The 24938-nt window shown below is 62.1% G+C and carries 26 protein-coding genes; 17 read left to right on the top strand and 9 right to left on the bottom strand.

What is annotated here, in order from left to right:
• Positions 1 to 55: 55 nt before the first annotated feature.
• Entirely contained in the window at positions 56 to 1096 is a 1041-nt protein-coding gene (gene pspF / locus NOM67_RS01895; protein ID WP_182925618.1) for a phage shock protein operon transcriptional activator, read from the bottom strand.
• Between the two features lie 196 nt (positions 1097 to 1292).
• On the opposite strand from pspF, the gene pspA reads away from it, so the two are divergent.
• The 12 genes from pspA to NOM67_RS01955 all read left to right on the top strand — a co-directional run bounded on the left by pspA (position 1293) and on the right by NOM67_RS01955 (position 11152).
• The gene (gene pspA, locus NOM67_RS01900) at positions 1293 to 1967 is read left to right on the top strand and encodes a phage shock protein PspA (RefSeq protein WP_071914337.1); all 675 of its coding nucleotides are present in this window, start codon (positions 1293 to 1295) and stop codon (positions 1965 to 1967) included.
• Positions 1968 to 1970: 3 nt separating this feature from the next.
• The gene (pspB, locus tag NOM67_RS01905) at positions 1971 to 2207 is read left to right on the top strand and encodes an envelope stress response membrane protein PspB (RefSeq protein WP_041210358.1); all 237 of its coding nucleotides are present in this window, start codon (positions 1971 to 1973) and stop codon (positions 2205 to 2207) included.
• Positions 2204 to 2608, top strand: coding sequence for an envelope stress response membrane protein PspC (gene pspC / locus NOM67_RS01910; RefSeq protein ID WP_041210357.1), 405 nt, complete (start codon positions 2204 to 2206; stop codon positions 2606 to 2608). The genes pspB and pspC overlap by 4 nt, the downstream gene beginning before the upstream one ends.
• A 172-nt stretch (positions 2609 to 2780) precedes the next feature.
• Positions 2781 to 4187, top strand: a complete 1407-nt coding sequence (locus NOM67_RS01915) for a YcjX family protein (protein WP_255933455.1) — start codon at positions 2781 to 2783, stop codon at positions 4185 to 4187.
• Positions 4188 to 4240: 53 nt separating this feature from the next.
• Positions 4241 to 5275: a YcjF family protein gene (locus NOM67_RS01920; protein ID WP_255933458.1), complete on the top strand. Its 1035-nt coding sequence runs from the start codon at positions 4241 to 4243 to the stop codon at positions 5273 to 5275.
• A 391-nt stretch (positions 5276 to 5666) separates the two neighbouring features.
• Positions 5667 to 6461 (top strand): phenylalanine 4-monooxygenase, encoded by a 795-nt coding sequence (gene phhA / locus NOM67_RS01925; RefSeq protein WP_255933460.1) that lies wholly within the window; start codon positions 5667 to 5669, stop codon positions 6459 to 6461.
• Positions 6462 to 6514: 53 nt separating this feature from the next.
• Positions 6515 to 6853 carry a 4a-hydroxytetrahydrobiopterin dehydratase gene (locus tag NOM67_RS01930; RefSeq protein ID WP_255933462.1) on the top strand — a complete coding sequence of 113 codons (339 nt, stop codon included), beginning with the start codon at positions 6515 to 6517 and terminating at the stop codon, positions 6851 to 6853.
• A gap of 28 nt (positions 6854 to 6881) precedes the next feature.
• On the top strand, positions 6882 to 6974 hold the full coding sequence (locus NOM67_RS01935; RefSeq protein ID WP_268884775.1) for a 4a-hydroxytetrahydrobiopterin dehydratase: 93 nt from the start codon (positions 6882 to 6884) through the stop codon (positions 6972 to 6974).
• A 134-nt stretch (positions 6975 to 7108) separates the two neighbouring features.
• The gene (gene tyrR, locus NOM67_RS01940) at positions 7109 to 8656 is read left to right on the top strand and encodes a transcriptional regulator TyrR (RefSeq protein WP_042032033.1); all 1548 of its coding nucleotides are present in this window, start codon (positions 7109 to 7111) and stop codon (positions 8654 to 8656) included.
• A gap of 182 nt (positions 8657 to 8838) precedes the next feature.
• Positions 8839 to 9399, top strand: a complete 561-nt coding sequence (locus NOM67_RS01945) for a YfiR family protein (RefSeq protein WP_203975964.1) — start codon at positions 8839 to 8841, stop codon at positions 9397 to 9399.
• Positions 9396 to 10637 carry a diguanylate cyclase domain-containing protein gene (locus tag NOM67_RS01950; RefSeq protein ID WP_209298388.1) on the top strand — a complete coding sequence of 414 codons (1242 nt, stop codon included), beginning with the start codon at positions 9396 to 9398 and terminating at the stop codon, positions 10635 to 10637. The genes NOM67_RS01945 and NOM67_RS01950 overlap by 4 nt, the downstream gene beginning before the upstream one ends.
• Before the next feature lie 26 nt (positions 10638 to 10663).
• The gene (locus tag NOM67_RS01955; protein ID WP_255933477.1) at positions 10664 to 11152 is read left to right on the top strand and encodes an OmpA family protein; all 489 of its coding nucleotides are present in this window, start codon (positions 10664 to 10666) and stop codon (positions 11150 to 11152) included.
• A gap of 78 nt (positions 11153 to 11230) precedes the next feature.
• Here the strand turns inward: NOM67_RS01955 and NOM67_RS01960 are convergent, their stop codons facing one another.
• On the bottom strand, positions 11231 to 11965 hold the full coding sequence (locus NOM67_RS01960; RefSeq protein ID WP_255933480.1) for a TerC family protein: 735 nt from the start codon (positions 11963 to 11965) through the stop codon (positions 11231 to 11233).
• Positions 11966 to 12073: 108 nt separating this feature from the next.
• Here NOM67_RS01960 and NOM67_RS01965 point away from each other — a divergent pair, with 108 nt between their 5' ends.
• From NOM67_RS01965 to NOM67_RS01975, 3 genes are all read left to right on the top strand, one after another.
• The gene (locus NOM67_RS01965; RefSeq protein ID WP_255933483.1) at positions 12074 to 13189 is read left to right on the top strand and encodes an ATP-NAD kinase family protein; all 1116 of its coding nucleotides are present in this window, start codon (positions 12074 to 12076) and stop codon (positions 13187 to 13189) included.
• A 99-nt stretch (positions 13190 to 13288) separates the two neighbouring features.
• Positions 13289 to 13567, top strand: a complete 279-nt coding sequence (locus NOM67_RS01970; RefSeq protein WP_041210342.1) for a YfcL family protein — start codon at positions 13289 to 13291, stop codon at positions 13565 to 13567.
• 97 nt (positions 13568 to 13664) lie between these two features.
• Positions 13665 to 15329, top strand: a complete 1665-nt coding sequence (locus NOM67_RS01975) for an AMP-binding protein (protein WP_042032040.1) — start codon at positions 13665 to 13667, stop codon at positions 15327 to 15329.
• Positions 15330 to 15416: 87 nt separating this feature from the next.
• On the opposite strand, the gene NOM67_RS01980 is transcribed toward NOM67_RS01975, so the two are convergent.
• The 3 genes from NOM67_RS01980 to NOM67_RS01990 all read right to left on the bottom strand — a co-directional run bounded on the left by NOM67_RS01980 (position 15417) and on the right by NOM67_RS01990 (position 18846).
• Positions 15417 to 16580, bottom strand: coding sequence for a PLP-dependent aspartate aminotransferase family protein (locus NOM67_RS01980; RefSeq protein WP_255933487.1), 1164 nt, complete (start codon positions 16578 to 16580; stop codon positions 15417 to 15419).
• 139 nt (positions 16581 to 16719) lie between these two features.
• On the bottom strand, positions 16720 to 17763 hold the full coding sequence (locus tag NOM67_RS01985; RefSeq protein ID WP_255933490.1) for an isopenicillin N synthase family oxygenase: 1044 nt from the start codon (positions 17761 to 17763) through the stop codon (positions 16720 to 16722).
• Positions 17764 to 18207: 444 nt separating this feature from the next.
• Positions 18208 to 18846 (bottom strand): NAD(P)-dependent oxidoreductase, encoded by a 639-nt coding sequence (locus tag NOM67_RS01990; RefSeq protein ID WP_255933492.1) that lies wholly within the window; start codon positions 18844 to 18846, stop codon positions 18208 to 18210.
• A gap of 101 nt (positions 18847 to 18947) precedes the next feature.
• On the opposite strand from NOM67_RS01990, the gene NOM67_RS01995 reads away from it, so the two are divergent.
• Positions 18948 to 19832, top strand: a complete 885-nt coding sequence (locus NOM67_RS01995) for a LysR family transcriptional regulator (RefSeq protein ID WP_255933494.1) — start codon at positions 18948 to 18950, stop codon at positions 19830 to 19832.
• Positions 19833 to 19860: 28 nt separating this feature from the next.
• Here the strand turns inward: NOM67_RS01995 and NOM67_RS02000 are convergent, their stop codons facing one another.
• The 3 genes from NOM67_RS02000 to NOM67_RS02010 are packed head-to-tail and all read right to left on the bottom strand — an operon-like array spanning position 19861 to position 22780.
• The gene (locus NOM67_RS02000) at positions 19861 to 21087 is read right to left on the bottom strand and encodes a CynX/NimT family MFS transporter (protein ID WP_255933497.1); all 1227 of its coding nucleotides are present in this window, start codon (positions 21085 to 21087) and stop codon (positions 19861 to 19863) included.
• Positions 21084 to 21983: a pirin family protein gene (locus NOM67_RS02005; RefSeq protein WP_255933500.1), complete on the bottom strand. Its 900-nt coding sequence runs from the start codon at positions 21981 to 21983 to the stop codon at positions 21084 to 21086. Before NOM67_RS02005 ends, NOM67_RS02000 begins: the two co-directional genes overlap by 4 nt.
• 59 nt (positions 21984 to 22042) lie before the next feature.
• Complete coding sequence (locus tag NOM67_RS02010; protein ID WP_201933720.1) at positions 22043 to 22780, bottom strand: isochorismatase family protein; 738 nt, start codon at positions 22778 to 22780, stop codon at positions 22043 to 22045.
• Between the two features lie 192 nt (positions 22781 to 22972).
• On the opposite strand from NOM67_RS02010, the gene NOM67_RS02015 reads away from it, so the two are divergent.
• Entirely contained in the window at positions 22973 to 23908 is a 936-nt protein-coding gene (locus tag NOM67_RS02015) for a LysR substrate-binding domain-containing protein (protein WP_255933504.1), read from the top strand.
• 5 nt (positions 23909 to 23913) lie between these two features.
• Here NOM67_RS02015 and NOM67_RS02020 read toward each other — a convergent pair whose 3' ends face one another.
• Complete coding sequence (locus tag NOM67_RS02020) at positions 23914 to 24822, bottom strand: LysR substrate-binding domain-containing protein (RefSeq protein ID WP_255933506.1); 909 nt, start codon at positions 24820 to 24822, stop codon at positions 23914 to 23916.
• Positions 24823 to 24938: the final 116 nt, after the last annotated feature.

Below are 24938 nucleotides of genomic sequence, written 5' to 3' on the forward strand. Positions count from 1 at the left end.
GCATCTGTTTTTATATGAATGCGCCAGCACTGTGCTGGCTTTGTTGGTGCCGGTGTTAGTCGGACTCTTTCTGGTCTTGTTCCGTATCGTTGTCGCCATCCTGCAACTGATACTTGCGTAGCATGCCACGAAACTGGTGATAGCTTAAGGCCAGCAGTTGGGCGGCTTTGCGCTGATTATACTGGGATTGCTGCATCGCCTGCTTGAGTAAATTAATCTCGAACTCCGCCACAGCCTGCTTAAGATCGAGCGGCAACGCCCCGGTTGTCGCACCTTGCGGCTCGCTTTTACTCTCCTGACTGCGAGCGGCTACGGGCCGCCAGGGGGAATCAAACGGATTGATCACCAGCTCGGCCAGCGGCAACTGGGGGTTGCCCTGGCGGTAGATGCTGCGCTCCACCACGTTTTTCAGCTCCCGCACGTTGCCAGGCCAGGGGTAATCGAGCAGCAGCTGGGTTGCCTTGCGCGAGAAACCGGCAAAGAGCGGGTAGCCCAGCTCCCGGGTCATGCTGTGGGCGAAGTGCTCCGCCAGCATCAGGATATCTTCCCGCCGCTCCCGCAAGGGGGGGAGGGTAATCACATCAAACGCGAGTCGATCCAGCAGATCGTGGCGAAACTGTCCCTTGTCGGCCAGCGCTGGGAGATCTTCGTTGGTAGCGCAGACCAGCCGCACATCCACCTTGAGGGGCTTGGCCCCACCCACTCGCTCGAACTCGCCATACTCGATGACCCGCAGCAGCTTCTCCTGCACCCGGGCGCTGGTGGTGGCCAGCTCGTCGAGGAAGAGGGTGCCGCCATCGGCCCGCTCGAAGCGGCCTTGATGGCGCTTGGCCGCGCCGGTAAAGGAGCCCGCCTCGTGACCGAACAGCTCGGTCTCCAGCAGGCTCTCGCTCAGAGTGGCGCAGTTGATGGTGACAAAGCTTTGATCCCAGCGCGCCGAGAGATAATGTAGGCGGTGGGCGATGAGCTCCTTGCCCGTTCCCCGCTCACCGATGATCAGCACGGGTTTGCGCAGCGGGGCGAGCCGTGAGGCCTGCTCGATGATCTCGAGGAATGCGTTGGATTCCCCCAGCAGGCTTTCCGTGGCCGTGGTCATAGTGATCCCTGTCGGTTGTTAAAGCTGGTCAATCTTACCAAAAGTTGGTGATTTTTATCACCACCTGCATGGCATCTATTGAAACGGGGCAAAGCAGCCCCATATAAATCAACAAGTTAAATTTCGCTCCAGATTGGCACACAAGTTGCCATTGTCAATGGAGAAACAACGCCATGCCATTAACAGGAGTGCAATCATGAGTATTTTTTCCCGTCTGGCCGACATCATCAATTCCAACCTGACGGCCCTGCTCGACAAGGCAGAAGATCCCCAGAAGATGGTGCGCCTGATCATCCAGGAGATGGAGGACGAGCTGGTCAAGGAGCGCTCCAATCTGGCCCGCTTCCTCGCCAGCCAGAAAGAGATTGGCCGTCAGGTCGCCCGTCATCAGGAGCGGGTCGATGAGTGGCAGGCCAAGGCCGAGCTGGCCCTGACCAAGGGGCGTGAAGATCTGGCCCGCGCCGCCCTTATCGAGAAGAAGAAACAGAGCGAGTTGTCAGAGACCCTCTACCGCGAGCAGCAGGCGGTCGACAGCGGCATCGAGAAGCTGGGTGAAGAGATCCGCCAACTCGAAGCCAAGCTGGAAGATGCCCGTGCCCGCCAGAAAGCGATGGCCATTCGCAGCGAAGCGGCCAGCAGCCGTCTCAACGTGCAGAGCCAGGTTGCCCGTGGTGACAGTCAGGCGGTGGTGAGCAAGTTCGAGCGGATGGAGCGTCGCATCGACGAGATGGAGGCTCGCGCCGATCTGGGTCAGTCCGACAAGGCGCTGGCGCAGCAGTTTGCCGAGCTGGAAGTGGACGATCAGATAAGCCGCGAGCTTGAGGCGATGCGCCAAAAGCTGGGTCAGCGTGACGGCCAGCAGGGGGAGTAAGCGATGGAGAGTCTGCTGGGTGTATTGATGGTTCCCATGGTGGTCTTCATGGTGGTGGTGGCACCCATCTGGCTGGTGCTGCACTACCGGGCCAAGGGGCGCATCGGCGCCGGTCTTGCCGATAGCGAGCGGGAACAGCTGCAAGGGTTGCTGGCCCGTACCGAGAAGATGCAGGAGCGAGTCGGTGCGCTGGAATCGATTCTGGATGCGGAAGTGCCCGGTTGGAGGAACAAGGTATGAGCAGTGTCAATCGTGAGGGGCGCAACCTCTATCGCGATCCCCGGCAGGGCAAGATTGCCGGAGTTTGCGCCGGTTTGGCAGAGTATTTCGGGGTAGAGACCTGGATCGTGCGGCTGCTCGCCATCAGCGGTCTTATCTTCGCCGGGTTTATCACCTTCACCGCTTACATTGCCGCCTGGTTCTTGCTCGACAAAAAGCCGGTCACCCTCTATTCCCACGAGGATGCCGATTTTGCCGAGGTGCGGATGAAGGCGCGCAGCTGGCAGGCGGGGGTCACCCCCCAACAGGCGCTGAGCCGTGTCGCGCAGGAACTGGATGCTCTGGAGCCTCGAGTTCAGCGCATCGAGAAGCTGGTGACCTCGCGCGAGTTCACCCTGCAGCGGGAATTTCGCAAGCTGTAATGCCTGCCGAAAGTGCCTGCCCAAGCACTCAATGTCGATGGTGGAGCCTTCAGTGATGCCCCATCATCGACGCTACTCAGGCTGATTGACCATCCCGATGCGGATAGCCAGTTTGCCTTGTCGCACGGCCAATCACGCCGGATGCAACCACCAAGGGAGAACGGGTCAAGCCTTGATACTCAATAAACTGGAACAGAAGTTGACTCGCCTGCAGAGCAAGGCGAACGACGTGGTGAACCGGGTGCGGGATCGCCATATCCGGCTGGCGGTGACCGGCCTCTCCCGCAGCGGCAAGACGGCGTTTATCACGGCGCTGGTCAATCAGCTGGAACATGCGGCCATTGACGGTCGTTTGCCGTTGTGGGATGCCCTGCGTCAGGGGCGCATCCTCGGTGCCCGCCGGGTGCCGCAGCAAAATGCCCATATCCCCACCTTTGCCTACGAGCGCGGCCTAGACTCCCTGTTTGGCGATCCGCCGGCCTGGCCCGAGCCCACCCGCGGCGTGGCCGAGGTGCGCCTCGAAATTCGTTATCGCACCCGCCACCCCCTGCGCAAGCATCTGGGGGAGATCTCGACCCTCTACGTGGATCTGGTGGACTACCCCGGGGAGTGGCTGCTCGACTTGCCGCTCCTTGAGATGAGCTACGAGCAGTGGAGCGAACAGGTGCGCGAGCAGCTGCGTCGCCCAGAGCTGCAGGCGCTTGCCGCCAGCTGGCTAACCCCCGGGTGGCAGGCAATGCAACCTTTTGCCGAGCGACCGGTGGCTGAACTGGCCGAGCGCTACACCGCCTATCTGCACGCCTGCAAACAGGAGCTGGGACTGCACCTGATCCAGCCCGGCCGCTTCGTCTTGCCGGGGGAGTATGCCGGAGCCCCCATGCTGCAATTTGTCCCCTGGGTGTGGGAGATGCCTGCCGGCGAGCCTGCCGATGGCACCCTCTACGCCACCCTCAGGCAGCGCTTCGAGCAGTACAAGCAGCATCTGGTGCAGGGTTTTTATGAGCAGCACTTTGCTGGCTTCGATCGCCAGATCGTGCTGGTGGATTGCCTGCAGCCCCTCAACGCCGGGGCTGCCAGCTTTGGCGATATGCAGCAGGCCATCGCCCGCATCATGGAGAGCTTTGCCTACGGCAAGAGCAACTGGTGGCGGCGACTCTTCTCGCCGCGTATCGACAAACTGCTGTTTGTGGCGAGCAAGGCCGATCACGTTACCCCCGACCAGCATGGGCCCATGGTCTCCCTGCTCCAGCATCTGGTGCGCAGCGGCCGCGGTCAGGCCCGTTTCGAGGGGATCACCACCGAGTGTCTGGCGCTCGCCGCCATCAAGGCGACCGAGGTGGGCAAGGGGGTGGCCAATGGCCGCGAGTTCCCCGCCATCCGCGGCACCAGCCTGAGCGGTGAATCGCTGCTGCTCTTCCCGGGGGAGGTGCCGCCCCATATTCCGCCAGCGCAGTGGTGGAACAGCCAGGGCTTTGATTTTCAGGCGTTTCGCCCGATGCCCATGAGCGCCCATCAGGCGCTGCCCCATATCCGGCTCGATGCGGCGCTGGAGTTTCTGCTCGGGGATCACCTCGAATAACGGTGTGCGGTCTTGGCACCTGAGCCGAAGGCTGCGCACAGGAGAACAATGCGATGAACGATCAGATAAAAGAGCGGCCACCGCTGCAGGGCAAGGTGATCCTTGAGCCTGCCTTGACGGTGGCCAGTGACGAGCGACCGCCCGCGCCGGCCCAGCGGCTGGAGGAGGCGAGTTTCGAGCGCCTCGACGAGCTGGGCGATTTCACCGAGGTGGAGAGTGCCCTCGTCATCAAACCGCGCCGCCGCCATCGGTTGTTGGCGTGGGGGCTGGGGGCGGTCGGTCTGCTCTCGTTGGGCCAGTATGGCGCCTTCCTTTACGATCAGTTTCTCACCACTCCGCTCTGGGGCAGCGCCTGGCTGGCGGCCTCGGCGCTGGTGGCGGCGGGTACCGCCAGCGTGGTGGGTCGCGAGTGGCTGCGGCTGCGCACCCTCAAGCGGCGTCAGGATGTGCGCTCGCGCGCAGAAGATCTGCTGGCCCATCAGGGAGTCGGGCAGGGGCAAGCCTTCTGCGAAGGGTTGGCGGTCAAAAGTGGCGACAAGGGGCGCGAGGGGTATCAGACCTGGCTGGCCCAGCTCGACGATAGCCATAGCGATCGGGAGGTGCTGACCTTCTACAGCCAGCTGGTGCTCGGCGAGCGCGACAAGCTGGCGCAGGCGCGGGTGGCCAAATGGTCGGGGGAGGCTGCCGTGCTGGTGGCCCTGAGCCCGCTCGCCACCGTCGACATGATGCTGATGCTGTGGCGCAACCTGCGGATGATCGAGGATATCGCCGATGTCTACGCCATTGAACTTGGCTACTGGAGCCGCATACGCCTCATCCGTCAGGTGTTTCGCAACATGCTCTACGCCGGCGCCACCGAGCTGGTGACCGAGGTGGGGATGGACCTGCTGGGGGCCGAGCTTACCGCCAAGCTCTCTGCCCGCGCCGCGCAGGGGGTGGGGGCGGGCCTGCTCACCGCTCGCCTTGGCCTGCGCACCATAGAGGCGTGCCGCCCGCTGCCCTGGTGTGCGGACGAGAAGCCGAAACTGGGCGAGCTGCGCAAGCGGCTGGTGGGTCAGCTGGCCGGTTATCTCAAGGGGACGAGCTAACCCCGGAGCGGGGCTCGGCAGTTGGCGCATCTTGATAGGGACCAGGGCATGCCGAGGGTCTACATTGTTTTACTGGTGAAACGCTCATCCACTTTTTTCGGCGTTTTTTGCAACAATCTGCGCCGGGCGGATGGGCTATCACGGTATAACGCGGGCAACGGGCTTGCTCCACTTTTATCCCGTCTCCTTCAGGGATGAGGCAACGGGTACCAAGGGTTTGGCTCACTCTGAATGAGTCAGCTCGCCATCAGGCGTGAATGTCACATTTTATTTACATCTCTCGCCAGCAGCCGACCACCGGGTCGGCTGCTTTTTTTGTTGCCGGTTCGTTACAGTGATCCTGTGACCCAATGGCAAGGCGCCTCACCCGGCGCAGAGGATGGAACCGCTTATGGCAACCCTTTATACCGCTCACCAGCCGGATGCCCGGGGGATGATCCACTACTCGGCCGAAGAGCACGGCACCTGGCAGATCCTGATCGAACGTCAGCTGGCGGCGCTTGAAGGCAAGGCGTGTGACGAGTATCTGGCGGGCCTTGAAAGACTGACGTTGCCGCGAGATCGCATCCCCCAGCTGGCGGAGCTCAACGAGGTATTGCTGGCGACCACCGGCTGGTCGGTGGCGGCAGTGCCGGCGCTTATCTCGTTTGACCGCTTCTTTGCCCTGCTGGCCAATCGCCAGTTTCCGGTGGCGACCTTTATCCGGCGCCGCGACGAGCTCGACTACCTGCAGGAGCCCGATATCTTTCACGAGATCTTCGGCCACTGCGCCATGCTGACCAACCCTGCTTTTGCCCACTTTACCCACCTCTATGGCCAGCTTGGCCAGCAGGCGAGCAAGGAGGAGCGGGTCTTTCTGGCCCGCCTCTACTGGTTCACCGTGGAGTTTGGCCTCCTGGCCACGGCGGACGGGCTGCGTATATACGGCGGTGGCATTCTCTCCTCCATCGGCGAGACGGCCTATGCCCTTTCCGGCAAGCCGCTGCTGCAACCCTTCGATCTGCTGGAGGTGCTGCGCACCCCCTATCGCATCGACATCATGCAGCCCACCTACTTTGTGCTGCCCGAGCTCGATGCCCTCTACCGGCTGGGTGAGGTGGAGATCATGAACGGGGTGGCGCAGGCGCGCCAGCTTGGCCTGCATGCACCGCGCTTTGAGCCGGTTGCAGGCAAGCAGGCGAGTTGAGTTATCCGTTATTTCACATCAGATATTGCACATTCAGAACAGAGGAGAGACCCATGTCCGTACTGGCCAGCCAGCAGTGTGAAGCGTGCCGCGCCGATGCCCCCAGAGTGAGCGATGAGGAGCTGCGCGAGCTGATGCAGCTTATCCCCGACTGGCAGCCGCTGGTGGTGGCGGGGGCGTTGCAGCTGCGGCGGGAATTTGCCTTTCGCAACTTCAAGGAGGCGCTGGCGTTTACCAATCGCCTGGGGGAGCTGGCGGAGGCGGAGTTCCACCATCCGGCCATTTTGACCGAGTGGGGCAAGGTAACGGTCAGCTGGTGGACCCACAAAATTGGTGGATTACACCGCAACGACTTCATCATGGCGGCACGCACGGATGAGCTGCTGAAGTGAAGACGCCATCACTCACCGAGTAGGCGATATGGTAACGGTCAGCTGGTGGACTCACAAAATAGGTGGATTACACCGCAACGACTTCATCATGGCGGCGCGAACCGACCAGCTACTCAAATAAGCGGCAACAACTGACTCGGGCCTGCCCGGCGAAAGCGGGGCAGGCCCGCATTTTTGTGGGCTAGCGCTCGCACTGGGGGGATCGAGTCTGTATTATCCGCTCATTCATAGAGTTAGCTAGGAAGTGTGTCCCGAATGCGTCTTGAAGTCAGCTGTGAAGACCGCCTGGGCCTGACCCGGGAACTGCTCGACCGCCTGGTGGAGCACAATATCGATCTGCGCGGCATCGAAATCGATACCTCAGGCATCATCTATCTCAACTTTCCCGAGCTGGAGTTCAGCGATTTTCAGCATCTGATGCCGGAGATCCGCCGTATTCCCGGCGTCTATGACGTCAAGACCATCCCCTACATGCCCTCCGAGCGGGAGCACCACGAGATTGAGGCGCTGCTCAAGGCGCTGCCGGATCTGGTCTTCTCGCTCGATGCCAAGGGCAAGGTGACCCAGGCCAACCAGTCGGCCCTCACCACCCTCGGCTTGCCGGTGGAGGAGGTGCGCGGTGTGGCGCTCGGCTCGCTGGTCAAGGGCTTCTCCTTCAGCCGCTGGCTGGAAGCGAGCGACATCCGGCCGCAAACCTGCAAACTCAGCTTCAACGGCGAAGAGTATCTGGCGGATCTGCTGCCGCTCTTTGTCGATGAACAGAAGGGTAAGCAAGCGCTGGCGGGGGCCGTGGTGGTGCTCAAATCGGCCCGCCGGGTTGGTCTGCACTTCAGCGCGCTCCACGCGGTGGAGGCGGAGGGGTTCGAGCATCTGCAGGGTGAGAGCCCCAAGATGAAAGAGGTGCTGGCGCAGGCGCGCAAGCTGGCGATGCAGGATGCGCCGCTGCTCATCGTCGGCGAGACCGGTACCGGCAAGGAGCTGCTGGCCCGCGCCTGTCACGCTGCCAGCCTGCGATCCAGCCACCCCTTCATGGCCCTCAACTGCGCCGCCATGCCGGATAACGTGGCCGAGAGCGAGCTGTTCGGCTATGCCCCCGGCGCCTTTGGCAACAATACCGAGGGCAAGCGCGGCGTGCTGGAGCTGGCGAGCGGCGGCACCCTGATGCTGGACGAGATTGGCGACATGTCGCCCCATCTGCAGACCAAGTTCTTGCGGGTGCTGCAGGATGGCGTGTTCCGCCGGGTCGGTGACGAGCAGGAGGTGAAGGTCAATGTGCGCTTTATCTGCACTACCCAGAAACAGCTGCTCGATCTGGTCAACGATGGCTCCTTCCGCGAGGATCTCTACTACCGTCTCAACGTGTTGAGTCTGGCGCTGCCGCCGCTGCGTGAGCGCAAGGCGGATGTCATGGTGCTGGCCCAGCAGTTTGTCTCGCGCTTTGCCAGCGAACTGCAGCGTCCGCGCCCGCGCTTTACCCGCAACATGGCCGACTATCTGACTGCTTATCGCTGGCCGGGCAACGTGCGCCAGCTGCGCAACTGCCTCTATCGCGCCATGACCCTGCTGGAGGGGGACGAACTTGGCCCCGAGCAGATCGATCTGCCGGTAGCGGCCGATAGCGCGCCGCTTATCGACGAGTGGTTCGAGGGCAACCTCGACGATGCGGTGAAGCGCTTCGAGAGCCAGCTGCTGGCCCGGCTCTATCCGGCGTTTCCCTCGACCCGCCAGCTCGCCAAACGACTGGGTGTGTCGCACACCGCCATCGCCAACAAATTGCGGGAGTACGGGATCAGCAAAAAGTGATATCCTGTCCGTTGAGGTGAACAGAGAGCCCGTTGCAAAACGGGCTCTCTGTTTTTATTTACAGCTCTGTCAGCTGAGTCTCACGTCAAGGCTTGTCAGGCTGTTGTCCGGCCACTTACTATCTGAGTTCATGTACCCGAACCGCGCTGCTGCGGTGTTGTAGAGGCGCCTATCCCCTGATCATGTCGTCACACTTCTCATTCCGACTCGTCGTTGCGTTGCTGGTGCTATTGCCCGGGCTGGCTTGCTCCCGTGCCGCGCTTGCCGACGTTCAGACCACTGCAGAGAGCCGGGCCAATGCGGTCAAGGAGCTGGTGCTCGATATTCTGAGCTACACCCGCTGGCCAAAGGAGCCGCCGGTGCTGCATCTGTGCATCGCCGCGCCTACTGAATATGCCGGTGTGCTCTCCACCATTACCCGGCAGGGCAACGGCCGGCCGGTGCAGGTCAATCGCTATGAGGTGACGGATCCGGCCATTGCCGGCCAGTGCCATGTGCTCTATCTGGGGGTGATGGACGAGTCAACCCGGCTGGCGCTCTTCTCCCGTTTGAAGGGGCATCCCGTTCTCAGCATCAGTGAGCAGAACCCGGAGTGCAGCAGCAGTCCCGTCTTCTGTCTGCAGCCGGACAGCCGTAGCGGGCGGTTGCGTTTCAAAGTGAATCTGGATGCGCTGGCGCTCAGCGGTGTGCGGGTGCACCCGGCCGTGCTCAAGCTGGCCATGGCTGATCGGGGTGTGCCATGACGCCATCGTCCGATCGCCATGACGCGCGGCTGACCCTGCGTCAGAGTCTGGGGCGCACCCATCTGGTGACCGCCTTTACCTCGGCTTGCGTGGCGGGGATCCTGCTGACCCTGACCGCCCTGCTGGTGATGCGTTTTTACGCCGACCACAATCTGGAGCTGGTGGCACGCGCCATCAGTTATACCACCGAGGCGGCCGTGGTGTTTCATGATGAAGAGGCGGCGGGTGAGGCGCTGCGGGCCATTGCCGAGCGCGAGGAGGTGGCCGAGGCGCGCATCTATCTGCCCGATGGCACGCTCTTGACCAGCTGGTCGCGCACCATGAACACCCCGATCGCCGAGCTGGAGGGTTATCTTGCCCAGTTGATCCTGCCCGGGCCGGTGCGTGAACCCATGCTGCGTGGCAGTGAAAAGATCGGCGAGGTCGAGCTGATCGGCCATGGCGAGTCGCTGCTGATCTTCCTGATTGCGGTGCTGCTGGTGATGCTGATTTGTCTGCTCTTGAGCGCCATGGGGGCGCTTTACGTGGCGGGGCGGATGCAGGTCTCCATCATAGGTCCCCTGCGAGAGCTGGCCCGGGTGGCCCACTCGGTGCGCCGCCAGCGCACCTTGGGGATGCGGGCACCGCCCGCCGGGATTGTCGAGCTCAACGAGCTGGGGGATGACTTCAACTCCCTGCTGGACGAGTTGCAGGCGTGGCAAGCCCATCAGGCACGGGAAAATGCCAGTCTGCTTCATCAGGCCACCCACGATGTGTTGACTGGACTGCCCAACAGGGTCTTGTTTGACGCCAGGCTGGCACAGGCGATCACCGAGGCTGAACAGGGTGAGGGGGACTTTGCGCTGCTTTACCTCGATTGCGATCGCTTCAAACAGATTAACGATACCCTGGGCCACAACGCCGGTGACGATGTGCTGATCACCTTGGCAAGGCGGGTGGAGCATCAGCTGCGGCCGCAGGATCTGGTGTGCCGTCTGGGGGGGGATGAGTTCGCCATCCTGCTGAGCCCTGTGCATCTGCAACAGGATGTGGAGGAGGTGATCAACCGCATTCAGCAGGCGATGAGTGAACCCGTGGTATTGCGGGATGGGCAGCAACTGGTGGCAGGGATCAGCATCGGTTATGCCATTCATCAATCCGGGGTCAGTGCCAGCGAGCTGTGCGAGCTGGCAGACAAAGCCATGTATTTGGCAAAACGTGCGCGCCGCGAGGAGGTGGATGCCACCGAACCGGCGTGAATTGATGTCGTTAAGGAGACATAACAATGAAAATATCCCTCTCCCTCAAGACCTTGCTGCTGGGGTTGTTCTTCTCTCTGCTGGCAGGTTGTCAGAGTGCCCCGAAGGGGCTCACCCCTGAGCAGCTGGCGGTATTGAAGGAGCAAGGTTTTTATCTGACCGACGAGGGTTGGACGCTGGATCTGGCCAACCGGGTGTTGTTTGCCAACAACGTCGGGGAGCTCAATCCCCAAACCCGTCAGACCGTGGAAAAGCTGGGCAAAGTCTTGCTTGGGGTAGGGCTCGACAAGGCGCGGGTTGACGGTCACACCGACAACACCGGCGAGAGCAGCTACAACCAACAACTCTCCCTGAAGCGGGCCCAGTCGGTGGCGGATGTGCTTGTCTCGGTCGGGATGAAGTCTGCCAACCTGGAGGTCCGTGGTCGCGGCGAAACCGCGCCGGTAGCGGACAACAAGAGTGCCGCCGGACGGGCCGAAAATCGCCGGGTGGCCATCGTTATCGCCAACCAGTAAGCGACTGTCCTGCCAAGCGTGCCGTGTGCATAGCAAAAGAGCGCCAAAGAGGCGCTCTTTTTGATCCGACCGGCGAGCTTATGATTCGCTCTGCTCGTTGGCGTCGGTGTGCTTGCGCAGGCGGATGTTGATCATCTCCACCACCAGCGAGAAGGCCATGGCGAAGTAGATGTAACCCTTCGGAATGTGCAGATCCATCCCCTCCGCCATCAGGGCGAAGCCGACCAGGGTGAGGAAGGAGAGGGCCAGCATCTTGATGGTAGGATGGTTATCGACGAAATCGCCGATCGCCTTGGCGGCAAACATCATGATGAAGACTGCGATCATGATGGCCAGCACCATGACAGGAACGTGATCGGCCATGCCGACGGCGGTGATCACCGAATCCAGACTAAAGACGATGTCGAGAATGGCGATCTGGATCAGGGTGCTGATAAAACCAGAGGCCGCTCCTGCCACCTTTTCCGGCTCGGCGGCCCCTTCCAGGGTGGCGTGGATCTCGTGGGTACTCTTGGCAATCAGGAACAGCCCCCCCAGCAGCAGGATGAGATCGCGGCCCGAGATGGCCTCGCCCAGCACAGTAAAGAGCGGAGCCGTGAGGCGCATGACCCAGGCCAGCGAGAGCAGCAGCAGGATCCGGGTACCCATGGCGAGGGCCAGACCCAGAATGCGGGCGCGTTGGCGCTGCGCCTCGGGCAGACGGCCGACCAGAATGGAAATAAAAATGATGTTATCGATGCCCAGCACGATCTCGAGCAGGGTCAGGGTGGCGAGCGCTACCCAGGCAGAGGGATCCAGAACCCATTCCAGCATGATTGAACCTTGGTTGAAAAAAAGAAGCGGAACATTTTAGCAGGGGGGAACCGCTTGTCCCAGTGGGGCGAAAAGATAAAAATGGTGGCCATCGCAAGGGAGGCGTGCATGTTTCGATTAGGGCTCATCATAAATCCGGTCGCCGGAATTGGCGGCGCAGTGGCGCTCAAGGGGAGTGACGGCGTAGTGGCCGAGGCGCTGGCTCGCGGCGCCGTGCCCAAAGCACAGGAGCGCACCCGTCAGGCTCTGCTGCCGCTGTGCGAATTGACCGCGCCGTTCGAGCTGCTGACGGTAGCTGGCGACATGGGGGAGCAGGTGGTGCGTGAACTGGGCTTGCCGCACCGCATCGTCTATCAACCAGCCGGGGAGCGTACCTCTGCCGCCGATACCCGCTATGCGGCAGAGCGGATGCGGGATGCGGGCGTCGATCTGCTGCTGTTTGCCGGTGGCGATGGCACGGCGCGGGACATCTGTGCCGCGGTGGGGGAGTCCTGCCATGTGTTGGGGATCCCGGCTGGCTGCAAGATCCACTCCGGCGTCTACGGGGTGACCCCGACCGCCAGCGGGCGGGTGGCGGCGCGGATGATCGCCGGTGAATTGCTCAGTCTTATCGATGCCGAGGTGCGCGATATCGACGAGGAGGCGTTTCGTGCAGGCAAGGTGCGGGCTCGCCATTATGGCCAGCTGCTGGTGCCCGGCGATCTGCGGTACGTGCAGGCGGTCAAGCAGGGGGGGCGGGAGTCCGAAGAGCTGGTGCTGGCGGATCTGGCAGCCGGTGTGGTCGAGCAGATGGAGCCAGATACCCTCTATCTGATGGGCTCTGGCAGCACGGTGGCAGCCTGCATGGCAGAGCTCGGTCTGGAAAATACGCTGCTTGGTGTGGATCTGGTGGAAAATGGCAGGCTTATCGGGCAGGATCTCAGCGCCGCCGAGATCCTGACCCGGATCCGTGGCCGTCGCTGCCGGCTGATCATTACCCTGATTGGCGGACAGGGACATCTGTTCGGGCGCGGAAATCAGCAATTGAGTCCTGAGGTGATTCGGAGTGTCGGGCTGGAGAACATCCAGGTGCTGGCAACCAAGAGCAAGCTGGCTTCCCTGCAGGGGAGACCACTCCTGGTCGATACCGATGAGCCTGAATTGAACCGGGCGTTGAGTGGTTATCTGCGCATAACCACGGGATACAAGGATCAGGTCATCTACCCGGTGGCCAGCCCGGAATAGGACGCCATGGACGCTGCTGGCCTGGCGCCAGAGAGCTGCATTCAATCCGAGTGCGGTTCCATACCCCCGAATTATTTGCCGCAAATGAGGCTGCGTTACATGACGATTCACGATTTTGAGCACAAGTTGTTGGGACTGATCGACGGCATGGTTGCTACTGCGAGCGAAGATGAACTCTTTGCCGGTGGTTACCTGCGAGGCCATATTTCGCTGGCGGTCGCCCGTGCCGAGCTGGAGGGCAAGACCCTGGTGCGGGATGTCAAAAGCTATGTGTTGCGCAGCCTCAACGAGGCGATTTTGCAAGGCGAGCTCTCCGAGCAGGACGAGCAGCTGGTGCAAGCGATGTGGATTCGTTTGCAACAACAGGCAGAAGCTTGATCGGATACACATTTCAAACTGAAGTTTGAGTTTATTCTTCCCTGAAGTTAGTGAAAGGTTAATAATAAGTTTCGCCTTTTGTTTCAGGGATTAAACTATGGCTTCAGCCTCACGTATTGCCAAAAAACTGCCGCTCGAGATGCTCTATCACTGGGAGCGGCAGTGTCCTGATCGAACCTATCTGCGTCAAACCATCAACCGCGAATATGTCGATTTCACCTGGGGTGAAGTGGCAGATGAAGCGCGGCGCATGGTGACGGCCCTGCGTCATCTGGGGCTGGTTGCCGGCGATAAAGTGGCGCTGCTCTCCAAGAATTGCGCCCAGTGGTTTATCGCCGATCTGGCGATGCAGATGGGGCAGTACGTGAGCGTGCCCATCTACCCGACAGCCAACGTAGATACCATCGAATATGTGCTGCGCCACAGCGAGGCCAAGGCGATCTTCGTTGGCAAGCTTGATGACTGGAAGAGTCAGGAGGCGGGGGTACCTGCCGATCTGCTGCGTATCGCCTTTCCCTACGACACCATGCCAGCCAGCTACCAGTGGGATGATCTGCTGGAAACACACGAGCCCATTCCCGACAGCCCGGTGCAGGAGCCCGATTCCCTGCTGAGCCTGGTCTATACCTCCGGCAGTACCGGTAAGCCGAAAGGGGCCATGTTGACCGTCGAGCGTTATGCGTGGTCGTGCGAGAAGCTGGTGGAGACGGTGAACCTGACCCAGGCTGATCGCGGTTTCTCCTACCTGCCGCTGGCCCACATCACCGAGCGGGTCTACATCTACGGCGGCAGCCTGTTTGGCGGCGCCACCATCGCCTTCCCCGAATCCCTCGACACCTTCGTCGAGGACGTCAAGCGCTGCCGTCCTACCGTATTTATCTCGGTACCGCGGCTGTGGGCCATGTTCCGCATCAAGATCCACGAGAAGCTGCCCCAGAAGAAACTCGAACTGTTGCTCAAGATCCCGCTGGTCTCCAGCCTTATCAAGAGCAAGCTGAAAAAGGGGTTGGGGCTGGATCAGGCGCGGGTATTGGGCTGCGGTTCTGCACCTGTCTCCCCTGCGCTGCTTGAGTGGTACCTGAGCATCGGTCTCAAGGTGACTGAAGCGTGGGGCATGACCGAGAACCACGCGTTTTCGACCATCAATTACCCGTTCCGCGCCGACAAGATCGGTACCGTCGGCAAGGCGGGGCCCGGGGTGACCATCAAGATCTCCGACGAGGGAGAGATCCTCTGTCGCTGCGAGGGGATGATGGTGGGTTATTACAAGGATCCCGAGCATAGTGCCGAGGCCATCGATGCCGAGGGGTGGCTCCATACCGGCGACATGGGCAAGCTGGACAAGGAGGGTTATCTCACCATCACCGGCCGGATGAAGGATGTGTTCAAGACCGCCAAGGGCAAGTATGTGGCGCCGGTGCCCATCGAAGGGATGCTGGGGCAGGAGCCCATCATTGAACAGCTCTGTGTGATTGGTTACGGCATGCCCCAGCCTGTCGCGCTGGTGCAGCTGGCCGAGAGCGCAGCCAAAGGAAATCGGGATGAGGTCGTGGCCAGACTGGAGGCTGCGCGGGTGCGGGTCAACGACCAACTGGAGTCCCACGCCAAGATCCGCGGCATTCTGGTGGTGAAAACCCCCTGGAATATCGAGAACGGTGTGCTGACTCCCACCATGAAGATCAAGCGCCACCTGCTGGAGCAAAAATATGCCCATGTCGGGGAGCGCTGGCCCTCATCGCAAGTGGTGGTGTGGGAGGAGTAAATCCCGCATTTTCCACATCGCGATGAACAACAACGGCCCTTGATGGGCCGTTGTTGTGTCTGGGGGTTATCACTCGCAGCTATGTGGCTAGATCTGCGCCAGCGCAGCTGCCAGATCGGCGATCAGGTCGTCCGCATCTTCCACCCCGATACTGAAGCGGATGAGGTCGTCATTGACCCCGGCGGCGAGACGGCTCGCCTCGTCCATGGCGGCGTGAGTGGTACTGGCCGGATGGCAGGCAAGACTCTCCAAATCGCCCAAGCTCACCGCCTGCACGAACAGTTGCAGGTTGTCGAGCAGGGTGGCGCAGCGTGCAAACCCTCCTTCAAGTTCAATGCTCACCATGCCACCAAAGCCGCTGGCGAAGGCGCCGAGGGCATCGTGGCCCGGATGGCTGGCAAGCCCCGGGTAGATCACCTTCTTCACCGCCGGATGGGCGGCCAGAAACTCGGCCACTTTTTGGGCATTGTGCAGATGGGCATCCATCCGCAGCGGCAGGGTCTTGACCCCGCGCTGCAGCAGGTAGGCCTCCTGCGGGCCGATGGGGGAGCCGATATGTTTGAGGGCCACGGTGCGGATCGATTTCATCAGGGCGTGAGAACCTGCCACCACCCCGGCGATGATGTCGCCGTGGCCGCCCAGATATTTGGTGCCGCTGTGCATCACCACATCGACCCCGAGTTCCAGCGGGCGCAGCAGGTAGGGGGTGAGGAAGGTGTTGTCACACACGGTGATGGCACCCACCTTGCGGGCTGCTTCTACCACCAGCCGCGGATCCACCACCTTGAGGGTGGGGTTGGTCAGGGTTTCGAACAGTACCACCTTGGTGGCGGGGCGGATGTTGGCCAGCAGATCCCGATCGCTCTTGTAGGCGGTGACCTTGATGCCGGCGCGGCTGAAGGTTTGCTTGAGGAAGGCATCGGTGCCGCCGTAGAGCGGGCCGATATAGGCCACCTCATCACCGCTGTCGGCCAGGGCATACATGATGGCGCTCACCGCTGCCATACCGCTCGCCACTACCAGCGCTTCGTCGGCCCCTTCTAGCGCCGCCAGCTTCTGCTCCAGCTCGGCGGTGGTGGGATTGCCAAAGCGACTGTAGATAAAGCCGGGGGCTTGACCTGCAAAGCGCTCCTTGCCCGCCTGGGCGTTGAAGTAGCTGAAGGTGCTGCTCTGGTAGAGCGGGGTGGTGAGGGCGCCGGTCTGGGGGTCGATCCGCTGGCCGCTGTGTACGCTCATGGTCTTGAATTTCATCGTGTTGCTCCGTGATGGCCAGGCTCTGGCCATGACTGGTTGTGTTTTGTTGTTCGTTACATGTTGTGTTTTGTCTGGGCGGGTATATCCATGCTGCTTGTGGCTTATGCATATACCCGCCTAGGGATCTTTGCGCTGCTCAGGCCGGTACCGCTTCGCTTTCAGTGCGTGGAAGGCGAGCGGGTTCGACCGGCCCATAGTGACGCGCCGCCACATCCGGGTGGGAGCGCAGCCGCCCCTTGAGTACGTTCTCCCCTACCTGATAGAAGAGCGGGTTGGTCGGGTCACTCTCCGGCCCTTTCGCCTGCGCGGCCAGCTCGGGGGAGAGGCTGAGCAGCGGCACGGTGGCATCGAGCCGCGCCGCCATAAAGAAGGCGCAGGAGAGGCGCGAGACGCCGGGCGGCGGGCTCACCACCCGATGCAGGGTCGCCTTGAGATAGCCGTTGGAGGCCAGCTCCAGCAGCTCGCCGATATTGACCACCAGCGCCCCCGGCAGGGGCGGTGCGGAGATCCAGCCGTCGGCCGTCTCGACCTCAAGCCCCGAGTGATTGTCCTGCATCACCAGCGTCAGGTAGCCGGGATCCTTGTGGGCGCCAACCCCCTGACTGCTGCCGCCCGCCTCTTGCCCCGGGTAGTGAATGAGCTTCATGTGCTGATAGGGGGCGCCGCGAATACTGTCGTCAAACACTTGGGACGGTTGCTCCAGCACCTCGGCAAAAGCGGCCAGCAGGGTGAGGGTGATATCGCTCAGCCGATCCTGCCACGCCAGCAGATGGGCTTTCATCTCTGGCAGGGCGGTCGGCCACTGGTTGGGGCCGATCAGCCGCTGCCAGGGTTCACGGACCAGGGCCGCAGGCAGGGCTTGCGCCTCGTTCATGATATCGAACTGCTCTCGCAGGTCCGGCCGCGCTCGGGTCAGCTCGGCACCGACCCGGTTATAGCCGCGAAAGTGGGGGCTGTTGACCATCTGCACCGCCAGCTTCTCCTGCTCCGGCAGGGCAAAGAAGCGCTCTGCCAGCGCCAGGGTTTCCCGCTGCTCGGCGTCACTCAGGCCATGTCCTGTCAGATAGAAAAAGCCGACGTCGCGGGCGGCCGCGGCCAGCCGGGCCAGCATAGGGCGACGCACCTCGGGTGCCCCGTTGAGGGCAGCCAGATCGATGATCGGCAGTGGTGAATGTTCCATGTGCACCTCCTCACTCTTTCGTTATCTCTGGCGCCATCTCTTCTGCTGTCTCTGGTGCGGGCAGGCTTGATGAGCGGCAAACGGGATGGCGCGACAGTGTGGCGGTATGCGCTGCGGTGTGGCGCCATCTGGGATGAAGGGGATGCTACTGTTCGGTGTTATAAGACGGAAACAACAAATTATTCTTAGTTATATACAAAATTCGAAATGGAATTCGGTGCATTATGGGCTGACGGGTTTTTGCGCAGCCATTGCGGGGCAAAGGGGAAATGTTGAGGGGGAGAGTGATAAGCAGAGGCAAGCTACCAGCGGCAATAATGACCAAAACAGAAAATGGCCAAAATAGAAGGGAGGCGGATGCCTCCCTTCTGTTTACGCGGGTTATTACCTGACTGAGAGGCAGGCGAGTGGCCGCGCATTCTGGCCTTAACCGGTTGTAGGCTCTCAGTAACCCAGGGTAAAGCGCTGGCGCAGGTGAGTCGGTTTTTCCACCTCGTTCAGCACGCCGTCGGCCAGATCACCGACGGTGATCCCGGCAGGCTGTTCGCCACTAAAGAGCACCTGATCGCCACCAATCCGATAGCCGCCGCGCTTCTCGCCCGGCTCCAGGAACACCGGGGGAGAGACAAAGCGCCAGTCGAGGGCGGTTTCACGGCGCAGGGCGGTGAGACCGTCGCGGGCCGCCAGCGCCCCCTGTTTCCACTCGGCCGGAAACTCCGGGGTATCCACCAGTTGTACGCCGGGGGCGACCTCCAGACTGCCGGCGCCACCTACTACCAGCAGCCAGCTGTTGGCCGCTTTGGCTGCTGCGACAATCGCGTTGGCGCCCTTGAGGTACTGGTCGTAGATATCCGGTGTGGTCCAGCCCGGGTTGTAGGCGCTGATCACCCGATCGTGCCCCTTGAGCACCTCGGCCAATGCCTGCGGGTTTTGGGCATCCACCGCCACTGCGGTGACCTGCAGATGGGCGGCCACCTTGCTGACATCGCGGACGATGGCGGTGACATGATGGCCGCGGCTGACGGCCTCGTTCAGGATGGCTGAACCGACAAAACCGCTGGCACCGATCAGGGCAATCTTCATGGGGAACTCTCCTTCACTGTTGGAATGGGGCTATCCTACGCCGCCATTTATGATTTAATAATCACATCAGAAATGCATTCACTTATAAGCTGGATTTAATAATGGAACAGCTCAGACGTTACGCCATCTTCGCCGCCGTAGTGGAGGCGGGCAGCATGACAGGGGCGGCCAAATCCCTCGGCATGACCCCCTCTGCCGTCAGTCAGCATATCAGCCAGCTGGAGAGCCTGCTCGGGCTGCCCCTGCTCCATCGCTCCACCCGTCGCCTCAGTCTGACCGAGGCGGGAGATGTGGTGTGGCAAGGGTGCCGGGCGCTGCAGCAGACCCTGAGCGAGACCGAGCTGCGTCTCTCGGAGGTGCGCGACGCTCTGCTCGGTGAAGTGCGGATCACCGCCCCGGTGGGGATGGCGGGCCAGCCACTCGCACTGGCATTGTCCCCGCTGTTGCAGGCCCACCCCGGCCTCACTATCCAGATCATCGCCGACGACGAGAAACGAGATCTGATTGCCGAGCGGATCGACGTAGCACTGCGGGTCGGCACCTTGCCCGACTCGACTCTGGTAGCCCGCAAACTGGGGCAAACCCGGATGCTGCTCTGCGCCGCCCCCGCCTATCTGGCGCGCAAGGGGACGCCGCGCACGCCCGCCGATCTGGCCAGCCACGACTGGCTCTGCGGCGACATGCTGGGCAACGGTTTGCTGCTGCTTGACGAGAAGGGGGGCGAACACAGGGTGAGGTTCAAGGCCAAGGTGCTCTGCAACAACGTGCTGCCCCTGCGCCAGTTTGCGCTGGCGGGGCAGGGTATCTCGCTGCAACCGGAGGGAGAAATTGGCGAGGATCTGGCGCAGGGGCGTCTGCTCGAACTGCTGCCCGGTTTTCGGGTGGCGCCGATGGAGATCCACGCCATCACGCCGCAGCGGGAGATCCCGGAGAAGGTGCGGCGGGTGGTGGAGGCGCTGCGCAGCTACTTTGCAGGCGCCTCCTGACACATATCAATGCGGCTTGGCCTGGCTGTCAGTTGGGCTCTTGCCTGCCAACGAGCGGGCGGCGCCACAGATAGAGTCCGATTGTCAGCAGCAAGCCGCCCAGAAAGAGCCAGCGAGCGCTCCCCCATTGGCCGTTGTCCGTCATCAGGGCCGCCAGCAACAGGGGGCCAAGCAGCTGACCGAGGTTGGCGAGCTGGACAAAAAATCCCTGCACGATGGCCAGTTGTACCGGCCCCTGGCTCACTCCCTGTGCTGACGAGAGGATAGCCGGCGGCGCCATGCCACCCGACAGGGAGAGGACGAGGCACAATCCATAGGCCCACCACGGCGACAGGCCGGGCCAGAAGGCGAGCATGCCGCACAGCGCCATCAGACTCAGTGCCCAGCAGATGAGCCGCTCTCGCGCCACGCTCCGGCGCAGCAGCCATGCCCCCATCAGGTTGCCGGGAATATTGGCGACCACCGCCAGTGCCGAGAGCAGGGCGATCTGGCTTTGGCCAATCCCGGGAGTGCCTTGCAACATGGTCGGCAGCCAGACAAAAAGCGCCCAGAGCATCAGGCTGTAGAGCGTGAACGCCAACCCGTAGCGCCAGAGTGCCTTCTGCCAGAGCACCGTGAGTTGGCGCAGCGGGTGGCCCGAGTTGATCGAGTTTTGGGGGGCCCCGACCCGCAGTTTATCTGCCGAACGACTGGCGAGCAGAAGCAGCAGGGCAGAGAGTTGCGGGAACATCAGGATCAGCCAGGCCAGTCGCCAGCCACCTTGCGCCGTGAGCCAGGGAGTGAGCAGCATACCCGCCGCCGCCCCGAGGGGCAGGTTGACTGCCCACAGGCTCAAGGCCAGTCGCTTATCCTCCTCCCGGGTCACCGCCACGATAAAGGCGGGCATGGCCACCGAGACCAGCAAAAAGCCAATCCCCTCGACAATGCGCGACAGCAGCATCATGGCAAGCCCAGTGGCAGGCAGAGCCAACGCCCCGCCTGTGACGATGACCAGCAGCCCGACAACCCCGGTTTGCCGCCCACTCCAACGAGTCAGCAACAGGCCGAGAAAGAGGCTGAAGAGGATCGCCAGCGTATTGAAAGCCGAGGCGAGATAGCTGGCTTCAACCAGTGTCAGCCCCAGCTCGCTGCGCAGTATGCCGAGCACGGCGGGCACTTTGCCAAGGCAGAGGGCGCCGCTGGCACCGGCGAAAATGGCGAGGAAGACCAGAGGCCAGCAGGTTCTTTGTGGCTGGTGGCCAGCGAGCGTGTTCATGGCCGAGATTGGCCGTTGTGCAGCCACTCATCGTTGAGCTGACCAAATTCGCCGCGTTGATAGGCATGCAGCCGATCCGCAATGGCGTCGTGGCTGTTCATCACGAAGGGGCCATGTTTGACCAGGGGTTCATTGAGTGCCTGGCCTGAGAGCACCACGAAGTGGCAGGACTCGGCGGCCTCAAGCTGCAGAGCCACCGCCTCGCCGCCGTCGGCAGGGAGGCTGACTGCCATCCCGTGACCTGCCGGGATGAGGTGCCGCTCTTCCTCAGCCTGAAAAGTCAGCGATCCGGTCAGGGGATAGATCATCGCATTCCAGCCCGCCGCCAGCTGATGGGTGAAGCGGCTGCCGGGCGCGCAATGGCCATCGAGCAGGGTAAAGGGTTGGGGCAGTGCTCCCGATTGTGGCGCCGTGATCCCGTTACTGTGGCCTGCGACCACCCGTACTCGCGCCCCTTCGCCATGAAACTCGGGGATGGTGGCGGCGGTTGCGTGGACGGCAAAAGGCGACGCCATCTTCTGACGGGCAGGCAGGTTGACGAAGATCTGCAGGGCGTGGACATAGGGAGATTCTCCCTCCGGCTGCTCGGTATGCACGGCCCCGCGCCCGGCCGCCAGCCAATGCAGCGCTCCCGGTTCGATGGGGCCCTGATTGCCGAGGGAGTCGTAGTTGACGTGGGGGCTCGTCGAATCTTCGAACAGATAGGTGACGGCAGAGATCCCGGCGTGGGGATGGGGCTCGAAGGTGGGGGCGGTCATCTGGAAGTGATCCACCATCACCACGGGGTCTATCAGACCGTTGAAAAAGTGTTCGCCAAAATGGCGGGCGGCAAAGCCGCAGCCAATGCGCAGCGGTTGGCCCTTGACGGGGTCGGAGAGAGTCAGGCGTCTGGTCATCGATATAACCTCTTGAAGACAAAAGAAGCCTTCGGTCATCTGACCGAAGGCGGGGCGAGTTACGACTTCTTGGCACCCTCTTGCATCTGCCACACCAGGGTGGCGAAAGGCATGTCGAGGGCGCTGTAGACATCGTGTGCCTTGGGGTCGACGTTGCTACGCAGCATCTCGACCGCGGCGGAGGCGTAGTCGGTGACCGGGATACCGGCCCCCAGCAAGCGTTGCAGACCTGTGGTGCGCTTGGCTTCGTTGAAGGTGCCGGAGGCGTCGAGTACCACCCGGGCATCATAGCCGGCAGCCTTGGCAGAGAGGGCCGGGAAGCTGGCGCAGATCTCGAGCGATACCCCGGCGATGATCAGCTGTTTGCGGCCGGTCTTCTCAATGGCGGCGCGCACGGCGGGATCGTCCCAGGCGTTGATGACGGTGCGGTTGATCACCTTCACACCCGGCAGGGCACTGGTCAGTTCAGGCATGGTGGGGCCCCACATGCCATCAGGCATGGTAGCGGTCACGATCACCGGCACGCCGAGGGCGCGGGCGGCGTTGGCCAGCGCCACCACGTTGTGCTTGAGCTCGCCCACCGTGGTGTCGCGCACACCGCTCAGCAAGCCGACCTGATGGTCGACCAGCAGCAGTACCGCATTGTCTCGAGAGAGCATCTCCAGATAGCGGTTGGGTGATACGGTCGGATGGCTGGCAGCCTCGGCGGCCATGGCCGGTGTCGCTGTGGTGGCCAGCGTGGCGGTCAGGGTCGCCAGACCGAGCAGGGTGGCAGAGCAGATTTGTCGCAGTTTCATGGTGAACTCCTTGTGATATCGGAACCGTCAAACGGCCCTTGCTGGTGGGGCGGATTGCCCGTGCAGCAACCATCTGATGGGGACAGGGCCATTATGATGGCTGCAAAAATAGCGACAATCTGGTCAAATAGGTTCTTATCGTTCCATTAATGGAACGATGTGAATGCACCTCACCCTGACCAAGGCTGCCCGATGACACCACTGGAACTTGATTTGAATGATCTCTATCTCTTCACCCATGTGGTGCAGCGACAGGGATTCACTGCCGCCGCGCGGGCGCTTGGCGTGCCCAAGTCGCGGATCTCGCGCCGGATCCGGCTGCTGGAGGAGCGGCTGGACACCCGGCTGCTGCAGCGTACCTCGCGTCAGCTCAGCCTGACCGATGCCGGTGAGGTGCTCTATCGCCACTGTCAGGCGATGCTGGCCGAGGCGCAGGCCGGAGAGGCGGCTGTGCGGCAACGGCAGCAGGAGCCGAGCGGTCTGGTACGGATCAGTTTGCCCATTACCATCGCCGATGCGCTGCTCGCCCGCTTGCTGCCCGCGTTTATGGTGCAATACCCCAAGGTGAGGCTCGCCGTGCAAGCCAGCAACCGGCAGGTGGATCTGCTGGAGGAAGGATTGGATGTGGTGATCCGCGGGGTGGCCTTCGAGCAGCCCTCCTCCAGTCTGGTGCAGGTGCCGCTCTGTACGGTGCAGTGGGGCGTGCTGGCTGCCCCAACGTGGCTCTCTCGCCACGGTGCATTGATGCATCCACGCCAGCTGGAGGGAGAGGATGCCCTGCTCTTCAGCTCGCTGGAGCGTCAGGCCGATCTGTTGCGGCTACGGCACGACAGTGGGGAGAGTGAGGAGGTGGCGGTCAATGTGCTGTTGCGCAGCGACAATATGCAAACCCTCAAGCAGGCGGCGCTGGCGGGGCTAGGAATGGTGGGCTTGCCACTTTACGCCTGCGTGAATGAGTTGGCGGATGGGCGGCTGCAACAACTGTTGCCCGAGTGGCGTCCCAAAGATGGCAAGCTGGTGATGCTCTACCCAGCGCGGCGCGGCCTGTCACCTGCGGTCAGAGCCCTCATCGACTTTATCAAGGCAAAGTTGCCTGCACTGCTGGCAGAGGTCGGCCAGCCTCGCTGAGGGAGCTATCCCTCCATCTTGGTGCGAATGCGCTCGAACAGACTCTGCAGGCAGGCTTGATCCCGATCGGCGGCCCGCACCGCGCCGTACATATGGCGACGAATACCGCTCCCGAGAGGGCGGGCGCAGAGCATCCCCTGTCTGACAAACTCGTCGCTGGCCCAGCGCGGCAGGGCGGCGACGCCGAGGCCGGCAGCCGCCATCTGCAGCATCACCGAGGTGTTGTCCACCGGCTTGCAGCGGGCGGGCTCCACACCGGCGGGTTGCAAAAAGCGGCTGAAGATATCCATGCGGCTACGCTCCACCGGGTAGACCAGCAGCACCTCCGGCTCCAGATCGCCCGGCTCGATGTGGCTCCGGTGGCAGAGGGGGTGATCTGGCGCCATCACCAGAGTCAGATCAAAGGCAAACAGCGGCTCGAAGTGGAGATCGCCACGGGCCTGCACGTCGGAGGTGAGCAGCAGGTCGAGCTGGCCGCCGAGCAGGGCATTGATGGCATCAAAGCCCGGCACCGACTCCACCTCCAGATCCACCCCTGGCCACTGGCGGCGAAATTCCGGCAACAGCGGCAGTAGCCACTGGATGCAGCTGTGGCAATCGAGCGCCAGATGCAGCCTGCCCGCATCGCCGCTCTGCAGGGCCTGCAACTGTTTCTCGGTCTGGGCCAGGGCGGGCAAGACCTGACGGGCGAGGGCGAGCAGCTGGCTGCCTGCCGCGGTCAGCACCAGCGGGCGGCTTTTGCGCAGGTAGAGCTCCAGATTGAGGCGGGTCTCCAGCTCTTTGAGCTGGTGGGAGAGGGCGGACTGGGTGAGGTTGAGGGTCAGCGCCGCACCGGCCAGCGAGCCCTGTTCGGCCAGTGCGGTCAATGTTTTCAAGTGTTTTATCTCTATCCCTGCATTGCTTGGCACTGCCATAAGATGGCTCCTTGTGAGATTGCGTATGGCACTGATAATGCTGTCGGCGCGGCCTGACCTTTAGCCTCAGCCTCCTGCCGTCTTGCTGTTGCGCTTCTTAATACATGCAAGAACGG

It is taken from the genome of Aeromonas sp. SG16 (assembly GCF_024436135.1).
In the GTDB taxonomy this organism is placed as follows: domain Bacteria; phylum Pseudomonadota; class Gammaproteobacteria; order Enterobacterales; family Aeromonadaceae; genus Aeromonas; species Aeromonas jandaei.